11 protein-coding genes are annotated in these 11,628 nt (G+C 38.6%); 4 read left to right on the top strand and 7 right to left on the bottom strand.

Going from position 1 to position 11,628, the window contains the following annotated elements; translation table 11 throughout:
• The first annotated feature begins 63 nt into the window (after positions 1-63).
• Both IGK82_RS01315 and IGK82_RS01310 read left to right on the top strand, forming a co-directional pair.
• Positions 64-1,038 (top strand): ring-cleaving dioxygenase, encoded by a 975-nt coding sequence (locus tag IGK82_RS01315; protein WP_002355221.1) that lies wholly within the window; start codon positions 64-66, stop codon positions 1,036-1,038.
• Between the two features lie 21 nt (positions 1,039-1,059).
• On the top strand, positions 1,060-1,680 hold the full coding sequence (locus IGK82_RS01310; RefSeq protein WP_002361147.1) for a flavin reductase family protein: 621 nt from the start codon (positions 1,060-1,062) through the stop codon (positions 1,678-1,680).
• 44 nt (positions 1,681-1,724) lie between these two features.
• On the opposite strand, the gene IGK82_RS01305 is transcribed toward IGK82_RS01310, so the two are convergent.
• Positions 1,725-3,053: an aminopeptidase C gene (locus IGK82_RS01305; protein WP_002358357.1), complete on the bottom strand. Its 1,329-nt coding sequence runs from the start codon at positions 3,051-3,053 to the stop codon at positions 1,725-1,727.
• 149 nt (positions 3,054-3,202) lie between these two features.
• Here IGK82_RS01305 and IGK82_RS01300 point away from each other — a divergent pair, with 149 nt between their 5' ends.
• Positions 3,203-3,592, top strand: coding sequence for a GntR family transcriptional regulator (locus IGK82_RS01300; RefSeq protein ID WP_002362949.1), 390 nt, complete (start codon positions 3,203-3,205; stop codon positions 3,590-3,592).
• Positions 3,592-4,962 (top strand): DUF5808 domain-containing protein, encoded by a 1,371-nt coding sequence (locus IGK82_RS01295; RefSeq protein ID WP_016622293.1) that lies wholly within the window; start codon positions 3,592-3,594, stop codon positions 4,960-4,962. Before IGK82_RS01300 ends, IGK82_RS01295 begins: the two co-directional genes overlap by 1 nt.
• Before the next feature lie 43 nt (positions 4,963-5,005).
• On the opposite strand, the gene IGK82_RS01290 is transcribed toward IGK82_RS01295, so the two are convergent.
• The 6 genes from IGK82_RS01290 to IGK82_RS01265 form a co-directional block, all read right to left on the bottom strand.
• Complete coding sequence (locus tag IGK82_RS01290; RefSeq protein ID WP_002370181.1) at positions 5,006-5,212, bottom strand: heavy-metal-associated domain-containing protein; 207 nt, start codon at positions 5,210-5,212, stop codon at positions 5,006-5,008.
• Between the two features lie 21 nt (positions 5,213-5,233).
• The gene (locus IGK82_RS01285) at positions 5,234-7,720 is read right to left on the bottom strand and encodes a heavy metal translocating P-type ATPase (protein WP_016622294.1); all 2,487 of its coding nucleotides are present in this window, start codon (positions 7,718-7,720) and stop codon (positions 5,234-5,236) included.
• A gap of 15 nt (positions 7,721-7,735) precedes the next feature.
• Positions 7,736-8,176 (bottom strand): CopY/TcrY family copper transport repressor, encoded by a 441-nt coding sequence (locus IGK82_RS01280; protein WP_002355212.1) that lies wholly within the window; start codon positions 8,174-8,176, stop codon positions 7,736-7,738.
• A gap of 127 nt (positions 8,177-8,303) precedes the next feature.
• Entirely contained in the window at positions 8,304-9,467 is a 1,164-nt protein-coding gene (locus IGK82_RS01275; protein WP_002355211.1) for a cation:proton antiporter, read from the bottom strand.
• Between the two features lie 20 nt (positions 9,468-9,487).
• On the bottom strand, positions 9,488-10,855 hold the full coding sequence (locus IGK82_RS01270; protein WP_002379039.1) for a TrkH family potassium uptake protein: 1,368 nt from the start codon (positions 10,853-10,855) through the stop codon (positions 9,488-9,490).
• 131 nt (positions 10,856-10,986) lie between these two features.
• A complete protein-coding gene (locus tag IGK82_RS01265) occupies positions 10,987-11,577 on the bottom strand; it encodes a dihydrofolate reductase family protein (protein ID WP_002385397.1) in 591 nt (196 codons plus the stop codon).
• Between the last annotated feature and the right edge of the window lie 51 nt (positions 11,578-11,628).

Raw genomic sequence — 11,628 nt, 5'->3', positions numbered from 1 at the left:
TAAACTTACTTTTAGTAAGTTAGTTAATTAAAAAATTATTTTTCTTTTAGGAGGATTTTTATTATGAATACACAAATTTTAGGTTTACACCACGTCACTGCCATGACTTCAAGTGCTGAAAAAATTTATCACTTTTTCACCGATATTTTAGGTCTACGTTTAATTAAGAAGACTGTCAACCAAGACGATATTGAAACATATCATTTATTTTTTGCTGATGATGCCGGCTCTCCCGGAACAGACATGACTTTCTTTGACTTCCCAGGCTTACCTAAAGGAACCAAAGGAACCAATACAATTTCTCGTACTTCCTTCCGTGTAAAAGATGATGCTGCTTTGGATTACTGGGTATCACGCTTTAATGAATATGCAATTGATCATGGAGAAATTCAAGAACGTTTTGGTAAAAAGTATTTAGAATTTGAAGATTTTGACAATCAACGTTACCAACTTATTTCTGATGAAAAGAATCAAGGTGTTGCAGCCGGCACGCCTTGGAAAAAATCTAACGTTCCTAGTGAACATGCTTTAATCGGCTTAGGACCAGCCTTTGTAACTGTCGAAAATTACGAACATCTGCAACTAGTTTTAACTGAAGTTTTAGGGTTCAAATTGATTGATGCTGAAGGTAGTTTCCATTTATTTGAAGTTGGCGAAGGTGGGAATGGTGCCAGCATTATCGTAGAGCATCGGGAAGATTTGCCAGCGGCTCAAGAAGGCTACGGCAATGTCCATCACTTAGCCTTGCGTGTTGCCGATGAGGAAGCACTACGTTTCTGGATTGAAAAAATTAATCGTTTGGAATTTCCTAATTCTGGCTTTGTGGAACGTTTTTACTTTAAATCTGAATATTTCTTGGCAGCAACACATGTTTTATTTGAACTGGCAACCGATGGTCCTGGGTTTTTAGAGGATGAAACCTACGAACACGCTGGCGAAAAATTATCATTACCGCCATTTTTAGAACCAAAACGGGCAGGGATTGAAGAATTTGTGCGTCCTTTCGATACTTCAGATGCGAATGTTCAAAGAAATTAGTATTTTTTCTAGGAGGTTCCTATGATTCATTACAATAGTAACGAGTTATCTGCAAAAACAGCGTATAAATTTTTATCAGGAAGTATTATTCCTCGGCCAATCGCTTGGGTTACAACACAAGATACAGCTACAGGTGTCGTCAACGCTGCTCCCTTTAGTTTCTTTAATGCAGCGGCAGCTGAAATTCCTTTAGCAACGTTATCCATTTTACGACCAGACAAAGCGCCTAAAGATACGGCACGAAACATCTTGGCTACTAAAGAACTTGTCATCCATTTCGTTAACGAAGACGTTCTTACTCAAATGAATCAGACTTCGGCACCTTTAGCAGCAGAGATCAGTGAAATTGACACATTTGGTATTGAAACCATTGCCAGCCAGACTGTTGCTGTTCCAGCAATCAAAGCCGCGCCGATTCGGATGGAAGCTCGCTTACATCAATATGTACCTATTGCTAACCATGAAGGTCAAATTATTACGGATTTATTCATTGTAGAAATTACCGATTTCTATTTTGATTCAGCCGTTTTTGATGAAGAACATCAGTACATTTTACCTGAAAAACTCCAACCGATTGCTCGTTTAGCAGGCAATGATTATACAACATTGGGCGAAATCCGTGAAGTTCGCCGCCCAACGTAAAAAGAAGGCCCCCGCCATGACGGCGGGGGCCTTCTTTTTCTGTTTTATGCTAATGCGCCCATTGGATCCCAAGGTGCCAAAACAGTTGGCGCTTGTTCCCAAGCTTTTTTCTGTTCATCAGTTAATAAATCTTTGTGCACAACGATTTGATAAGTGTATTCGTCCATCCACGCATCGCTCATAACGAAGAAGCCATTTTCACCGACTTTTTCGCCCCAGCTATTTTCCACTTTCCATTTTGTTGTTTGACCATCAACGATATCAACACCTGTTAAAACCATGGCGTGTGTCATTAAGCTTTCACCAAAGTCTAAACGTTCTGCTTTAGTCATCGTAAAATCAATATCAAAAAGATCGTTCATATCGTAAACGTCTAATGCCATAATTCCTGTGTCACGTGTTGAAGATTGTCCGACATCACAACCAAACCAAACAGATTCGCCTTGTTCCAATTGTGCAGCAGCTAATTTTTTGAAAGCAGCCATTTCTACATTTAAATATTTAACTTCTTTGCCGCCGACAACATTCCCTAACATTTCAACAGTGTATGTTTTGTTGAAGGGTTTATCTTCTGTAGGAGCATTAATAATACTTACATAATCATGTAAATTAACGCCAACGTATTTTTCAAAGAATGTTTGCGGTGTTAGATTTTGATCCAAATGATAATTTTTTTCTTCGTCACGGTATTCAAAATCAAAGGTTTCTGGCGGTGTTCCTAAAGAGATTGCTAAGAAATTATAAATTTCTTGTAACATTGCTTCTTTGTTTTTTTGGACTTCTTCAGCAGAAGCGCCTTTTTCAATTAAACTACGTAAAATTGTTGCATCTTTGCGTAATTTTTTATTTAAATAGTTGTTTAAATCACGTGAATTGGAACTGTTGCTGCTTTCAGGCATTGCCGTTTTAGGCACTACGCCATATTTATCAAAAATTGAAACGATCATATCCCATTGCCCACCATCTTGTTGTGGTGTCGCTAATAAAAAGGCCACTTTACGACTAGTCAACGGTTGATCGGCTGTTGCAATAATATTTTCATAGAAATAATTTGATTTTTCATATTTATCCCAGAAAAATGTATAGTTTTGTGATAATTCAAAATCTTTTAATTGAAACGCATTTAACATTCTATGTCTAAATGTATTTAATGCCGCAAACATCCAGCAGCGACCGCTTTGTTTTTGATTGGCCACTTTTCCAGTAGCTAAGTCGACTGAAAAGACGGGTACGTTATTCACGGCTCCTTGTACAGATTCACCTGAAGCGCTGATACCATTTTTTACTACACTACGTTGTAAGGCATTTTGTTTATTATTGTTCAAGAAATCTTGATGGAATTTCTCTGTTAATTTTGGTTCAATTGCTGTCATATTTTCATCGTCCTTTCATTTTACGTTCTTCTTCATTATATGCTTCTCTTTAAACAGAAACAACCATTTACTCTAAATTCCTTGCTTTCCAACTCTTTTTGTATTAGTATATATAATACAGATAACACAAATAAGACAGGAGTGATTCGATGCTTTTAGAAATAGATGAACAAAGCGAACAGCCCATCTATCAGCAACTCATTGATCAAATCATTGTAGGCATTGCCAAAGGTGAACTGGTTCCCAGTGAAAGTTTGCCTTCTATCCGACAATTGGCGGACGAAATCGGGGTCAATATGATGACTGTTTCAAAAGCTTATAATAAGTTAAAGCAATCAGGTTATATTGTGACTGACCGTCGTAACGGCACCAAAATTGCCGCAAAGTTACCTGCTACCGCTGTTTGGCAACAGCAATTGCATGAGCGTTTAGAACTTCTGTTGGCTGAAAGTTTTTTACATCAGCAATCCGAAGCAGAAATCCAAGCACTTATTCAGAAAATTTATCAAAATTTTGATTCGAAAGGGCGTGCATTATAATGGCGGTATTCTTTTATTTCATCCTAGTTTCTGTCGCTTTTTTTATGGCATTTACTATGGGGATTTATGCAAATCCTCACAAAAATATTATTTTGGAAAACACTTTACCAGAAGATAAACTACAAGATCCCAGCGTTCAAGCAATCCGGAAACGTTATAAAAAACGCTTGGTTCAACTAGCAGCCGTTTTTAGTGTTCTTAGTTTACCTTTGTTATTTATTCCTTATGATTCGATTTTATTGTTCCTTTTTCTGTTACTTTTATTTAGTTTTATTGGCAGTGGCTACTATCTGCAAATCGTTTATATTCGCAAAATGGCCGCTTTAAAAATGCAAAACGGCTGGTTGCTACCTAAGCGTCCTCTCTTAATCGATACGCAATTAGTTTTAAATAAAAACCAGAAACTTATTTCATTTTGGTGGTTTTTACCTGCAATTATTCTTACTTTTGCTGGGGGCTTTTATTCCTTGCAAACGGCGATTGGTTCCTGGATTCTTTTCTTAATTACTGTTTTGATGTTAAGTTTGTTCATTGGCGGTTATTATTTTATTGCGCGCTTACCTGTCAAACCGCTAACTAGTGACTCAAAAATTAATCAGCAAATCAATGATTTATTTCGGCATCATTGGTCTGTTTTAATGGTTTTATCCGCCTTAGTTTTTGCACCGCTAACCATTTTACCAACTTTCACAATTGTAATTGATTATACGGTTGCGATGGCCCTTACTTTTTGTTATTTTATTCTTTTGTTTGTTTATGTAGGCTTTCTCTTCTACTACCTATTTTCAATGCGCAAAAAACAAGATCAATTCGTTTTACAGGCTGGCGATTATCGCTATGGGGATGATGATCAATATTGGCGGTATGGGATTTATATCAATCCAAAGGACCCCAAAATCATGGTTCCTGATCGCATTGGTATGAATTTATCTATTAACCTAGGACGGCCTGCTGGGAAAATTATTCTAGCCGCTACTGGTATTTTAACGATTGCAGTGCTGTTCTTTGCCACAGTACCAATGTTTATAAATGATTTTTCTAGTCATGCCTTTCAAGCAACTATTGAAAAGAAACAAATTGAGTTATCTGCCCCATTAGCAAAAACAAGGTCAATTCCTTTTAACCAAATCACTGCTGTTTCTTTGATTGATGACTTACCTCAAGAACGCATCCGCACAATGGGTGCTGCGACAGATAGTTACTTAACAGGAGAATTTAAAGTCGCTGGAAAACCTGCTTATTTACTAATTTATACAAAAAGTCATCCGATTCTGAAAATAGAAACGCGGGAAAAAGTTTATTATTATACTGCGCGTGAGGGTCAAGAAACGACTAAGATTTATCAGGAAATCAAAACAAAACTTCCATAACAAAAAAACAGAGCCTACTCATGATGGTAGGCCCTGTTTTTTGTTATTCGCTGACAACCTTAAATTTTGTATCTGCCAACGTGGTATTCAGTTCATCTTGGCTTACTTCACGATCTGCTGTCACAATGGCTGTTTGATCTGCCAAGTGAACCGCAACATTCGTTACGCCATCAATTCCACTAAATTTTTCAGTGACCGCTTGAACACAGCCATCACATTTCATCCCATCAATTTTTACTGTTTTTTCCATTTCACTTCATCCTTTTCAATTTTATTTTTGACTTCCACTAGTTTTTTTCACCGTCGAAGGTTTAAATCCTTTTAAGCGTAAGGCGTTTAGTAAGACAGAGACTGAACTAAAACTCATAGCTGCTGCTGCAATCATCGGACTTAACAAAGGTCCACCAAATAAGTGTAACACACCCATAGCCACTGGAATACCTAATGTATTATAGGCAAATGCCCAGAAAAGATTTTCTTTGATGTTTTTGATGGTCGCTTTACTTAATTCAACTGCTGTAGGCACATCCATTAAATCACTACGCATTAGCACAATGTCGGCCGATTCCATTGCAACATCTGTGCCTGAACCAATAGCAATCCCCACATCTGCTTGGGCAAGTGCTGGTGCATCATTAATACCGTCACCCACCATCGCAACTTTTTTGCCTTCTGCTTGTAGTTTTTTCACTTCTAACGCTTTATCTTCTGGTAAAACTTCACTTAAGACACGATCGATACCTACTTGTTTTGCAATCGCCTCGGCAGTACGTTTGTTGTCTCCCGTAATCATCACGGCTTCGATCCCCATTTTATGCAAACGTGCAATGGCTGTTTGACTGCTATCCTTCACAGTATCTGCTACCGCAATGATACCCGCAAACGAACCATCTTTTGCCACAAACATTGGGGTTTTCCCTTCTTCTGCCAAACGATCCGCTTGTTGAACAAACGTTGATAGCTCGATGGCTTCTTCTTTCATTAATTTTATATTGCCCAAAAGTAGGACTCGTTCGTTGACTGTCACACGGATGCCGTGACCTGGAATCGCTGAAAAATCGCTTCCTTCTGCTAATGGCAATTGACGTTCTTTAGCCGCCCCCACAATTGCTTCACCTAGAGGATGTTCTGATCCTTGTTCTGCAGAAGCTGCTAATGTCAGTAACTCAGCTTCGGAAAGTGCTGAATCAGCAACTAAAATATCCGTAATCACCGGTTTGCCTTCTGTAATAGTTCCTGTTTTATCAAACACGATTGTTTGAATTTTGTGAGTGGTTTCTAAAGCATCCCCACTTTTAATTAAAACGCCATTTTCAGCACCCTTACCTGTTCCCACCATAATCGCAGTCGGCGTTGCCAAGCCGAGCGCACAAGGACAAGCAATCACTAACACAGAAATAGTAATTGTCAAAGCGAAAATCCATGACTCTTGTCCTAAAAAGAACCAAGCCAAGCCAGAAAGAACAGCCAAACCAATGACGATTGGGACAAAAACACCCGAAATTTTATCAGCTAATTGTGCAATCGGCGCTTTTGAGCCTTGCGCATCTTCTACTAATTGAATGATTTGGGCAAGGGCCGTCTCTTTTCCTACTTTTGTCGCCTTGAATTGAAAGCTGCCATTTTTATTGATGCTAGCACCAATTACTGCATCACCGACTTTCTTTTCAACAGGCAAACTTTCGCCCGTTAACATGGCTTCATCCACAGAACTACTGCCTGAAACAATCACTCCATCAACAGGGATTTTATCTCCTGGGCGAACAATCACAATGTCATCCAACTGAACAGCATCAACTGGCACTTCAATTTCTGCGCCATCACGTAAAATATGAGCAGTTTTCGGCGCCAAACCCATTAATTTTTTTATCGCATCTGAGGTTTTCCCTTTTGAAACAGCTTCGAAATATTTTCCTAATGTAATTAAAGTTAAAATAACACCCGCTGATTCATAATAAAGAGCCATTGTAAAACTTGTGTCTCCTAAAAATATCATGACTGTGCCATATAAACTATACACAAAAGCAGCACTGGTTCCTAAAGCTACCAAAGAAAACATATTCGGATGCCCTTTAAATAACGCTTTAAAACCAACTGTGAAAAATTCTCTGCCGACATATAGAACGGGTAACGTCAAAATCAATTGAACCATTGCAAAGGTCGTCGCATGTGTCATTGGATTCAAAAAAGCCGGCAATGGTAAGCCTACCATATGTCCCATCGCAATATAAAGAAGGGGCACTGTAAACACCGCTGAGATCCAAAAACGTTGCCACATCTCAGCAATATGTTTTTGTTTCTTTTCACGATCTTGGTCCGCTGTTGCACCTGCAGCGACTTCTTCTGTCGCTTGATAACCTGCATCCGTAACTGCTTTGATAATTTTAGCACTCGTTACTTGATGGTCGTCATAACTAACCACCAGTTTTTCCGTGGCTAAATTAACAATCGCTTGTTGAACACCAGATAATTGGTTCACAGCTTTTTCAATCGTTTGGGCACAGGAAGCACAACTCATTCCTTCAATCGCAAACGTTCGTTGCTGGGCTGGGCTAATCGCCTTGTAGCCAGCATCTGACACAGCTTCCTTAATTTCTTCTTCTGTGACTTCCGTCTGATCATACGTGACACTTAATTTTTCCGTAGCTAAATTGACACTTGCCTTTGCCATCCCAGGTAACTTCGCCGTAGCCTTTTCAATCGTTTGGGCACAGGAAGCACAGCTCATCCCTTCAATATCAAACGTTTTACTTTCCATTTTTTTCACTCCTTTTTAAATTAAATGACATTGGCATTGACCAGGAATACAGTTGCAAGGGACGGATTCAACCGCCGTCTTGCGCTTCTCTTTCAAGAGTTCCTCTAATCGATCCAAATCGTCATAACTCAACTGACTCTCTGTTAAAATTGTTTCCACCACGGAACCAACTTTACGGCTGCACACTTTGGCTAAAAGTTCATCTGCCACCGTTTCAACGCTCCGACGTTCTTCTACTAGCGGATAATAAATATATTTATTGCCTACTTTCTCCGTTCCAACTAACCCTTTATCTGTTAAACGACTTAGTAACGTCTTGACGGTCGTTGATTTCCATTCTTTCTTCTCATTTAAAAGTGTATGCACTTCACGACTCGTGGTTTTGCCTTGGGTCCAAATAACCCGCATGACTTCCCACTCTGCATCAGTAATTGTCGCTAATTTATCTTTTGCCATACTCGTTAAATTCCTCCTTCATCAATAAAAAAGAGTTCAAGATTATCGACTACAAATGTAGTCGTTTATCTTGAACTCATCATATAGCTATTTTATTTTTTTGTCAACAACTTCTGCTCATCTTTTTTTATTGCAACGCAGATTCTTGTTTTTTAACAAAGTATTTCAATAAGAACGGTGCAACTAAGGTCGTTAAGATAATTACCACAATCATGCTCGTATAATACGCTTCTGAAAGTAATTTAGATTGGTAACCAATTTGCGCAATGATTAATGCCATTTCCCCACGCGAAACCATCCCAGCACCGACCATTAAAGAACTTGTATTGGAGAAACCAACCATTTTCGCTCCCCAGGCGCCGCCCAGTAATTTCGTTAAAATCGCCATAATCGTCATTACCAAAATAAAAGGTAAATCCTTTCCTAACGTGTTAAATGTCACTGATAAGCCAATGCTGGCAAAGAAGACGGGAATAAACACGGCATAGCCAATAGCTTCAATATTGAAATCAATTTCTGTTTTTGCATCCGTTTGTCCCACAGCAATCCCTGCAAAAAAGGCACCTACGACAGAACTTAAACCAACTAAATCAGCCAAATAAGCCATGCCCAAACAGATAATCAATGACATGATAATAACAGACGACCCAATGTTCATTTTTTGACTTAAACGTAGTAAATAGGGAGCGATAAAGCGGACCAAAAAGAAAATCCCAATAAAGAATAAGCCTTGTTCAATTAACTTAACAATAAAGCTGACTTCTGTATTGCCGCCTGTACTTGCACCAATCATGCCGACAGCGACACTTAAAATAATCACGACCACGATATCGTCAACGACGGAAGCCCCAAGAATCGTTGCACCTTCTTTACTACTTAAAACATTCAACTCTCTTAATACTTCTACTGAAATGCTGACCGACGTTGCTGCTAAAACTAACCCAAGGAAAAAAGCTTCTTTCCAAGAAAAAGCAAACAGCTGACCAATCAACATAGTAAAACCAACCGGTAAAACGATCCCCAAAATAGCGACCATGACACTAGGTTTCGCATATTTTTTCAATAATTCCAATTCACATTCCATTCCAGCAATAAACATCAGCATAATGACACCAATTTCTGAAAAGTCATGCACAAACACATCTTGATGCACAATATTTAACATCGCTGGACCTAACACAATCCCTACTAGCAATTGCCCAATTACCGCAGGAATTCCTACTCTTTTACAAGCAACACCTGCTAAAGTCGTTGTAATTAAAATCAAACATAAAATACCTAAAAATTCCATTCTATTTCCCTCTTTCTCTATTAACCAATCATCACTGATTCTTTTGGATATTGAACTTTCGACTGACTTTCCAAGCCTTTCTTAATTAATGACAATAACACCGTGTACACACCCACACGACCGACGAACATTAGAAAAATAATCACCAGTTTACCAAAAACAGTTAAATCTGGTGTTAACCCCATTGTTAAACCGACCGTTCCAAATGCAGAAATCACTTCAAAAACGATATACTCAATCCCGTTTTTTAAAGGTAATGTTTCTGTAAACGAGAGAATAACCGAAGCAGTTACACATAAAAAAGTTGCCAAGAAGAACAAAGTAAACGCTTGGAGCACTACTCGCTCAGGAATTGTGCGTTCATGGAATTCCACTCGCTGTTTCCCTTTAAAAATTGCACGAAATTGTAAAAATAACACACCAAACGTAGTGGTTTTCAAGCCGCCAGCGGTTGATCCTGAAGTGCCACCAATAAACATCCACAAAATCGTGACAATCAGGCCTGGATTACTCATTTTCAAATAATCAACTGAATAAAAGCCAGCCGTTCTTGGTGTAACCGACAAGAACCAACTGTTGACAAGACGCTGCCAAAAAGACATGTCAGCTGGAAAATGGCGATATTCTGAAATGTAAAAAATAACGGTCCCTAAGACTAAAAAGGTGGCGGTCACCGTTAAAGCAAGGCGTGTATGAATACTAACACGGTGCTTAATTTTATTTTTATAGCCTTTAATCATTGCAAAAATATCGCGCCACACAATAAATCCTAAACCGCCAGCTATAATTAAAAAGCTAATGACTAGTAAAAGATAAGGCGAATTTTGATAAGGAACCATACTATCCCCTAGCAAATCAAAGCCAGCATTACAAAATGCCGAAACGGCATGGAAGAGACTAAAAAACAACCCTTTTTTCCACCCAAATGTTGGCACAAATTGAAAGGACAACAAGAAGGCTCCAAGTAATTGAATAATGGCCGCAAACTTCATAATATATTTCATTAAACGAAAAACTCCGGAAACTTCACTAACATTTAACGCTTCTTGATACAACATCCGTACACTTAGTGACGCTTTTTTCCGCAGCAAACTAAAGAAAATCGTGGCAACGGTTAAAAAGCCTAAGCCGCCTAATTCAATCAAAATCATAATAATAACTTGCCCGATAGGACTCCAATGTTCCGCCGTATTCAAAGGCGAAAGCCCTGTAACACAGACGGCGGAAGTTGCCACGAAAAAAGCATCAATCCATTGCGTTTTTTGTCCAGCTTGTGCAGAAAAAGGCATCATTAATAAGATCGTGCCTACAACAATTAATAGAAAAAAGCCTAAGACAATTGTTTGAACAGGTGAAATATACAACCTTCTTTTGATCTGATGTTTCATTTTTTTCTCCTCTACCATTTCTTTGTCAATCAAAAACAACACAAACGGCTAGACAACTGTTGCTTTGTTCCTCTCGCCCTATGAGAAACTCAAAACCTTGAAAGCAACTTGCCCAACCGAATAATTATTTTTTAATTTTTGTTTTCACGTTGATAAATCGAATAAACCAACTCATTTTTTTGATAAACCTGTTTTAAACGAACTGGGATTGATTTAGCCATTGTCTCGTATAGAGCAATGCCCTCACCCAGAAACAGTGGTATTGTCGTCAAAATGAAGGTATCAATTAAATCAGCTGCCAAAAGCGGTTGAACCACTTTTGGGCCTCCAACAATCCAAATTCCCGCGCCGTCTTCTTCTTTGAGACGACGAATTAATGTGACTGGATCTTCCTTGGTAAAAGTTCTTGAAGCAGTTGATGGTTCTGGATGAGAGGTAATGATATAAGAATGCTTGTCTTCATAAAAATACACATCTGGGGACAATTCTTGTGTCACTTGATCATAAGTAGTCCGCCCCATTACCACAGTGTCTATTTTTTCATACATTTCATCGTAACTACGATCTTCTTCATCGCCACGAATATTCTCTTCTAACCAAGCAACACCGCCCGCTTTGTCCGCAATGAAACCATCAATACTCGCTGCAATAAATAAAATTACTTCCCGTGCCACATCAACGCCTCCTTTTCTCTTCTTATCTATTTTAGCTTGTTTTCTCAAAAAACTCTAGGGGTGCGCATTGTTATTTTTAAAAGAAAAAAGAGAAAAACT

The organism is Enterococcus sp. AZ197, from assembly GCF_050556405.1.
In the GTDB taxonomy this organism is placed as follows: Bacteria; Bacillota; Bacilli; order Lactobacillales; family Enterococcaceae; genus Enterococcus; species Enterococcus faecalis.
The sequence above is the reverse complement of the archived record's forward strand: the minus strand, read 5'-3'. Positions and strand labels throughout refer to the sequence as shown.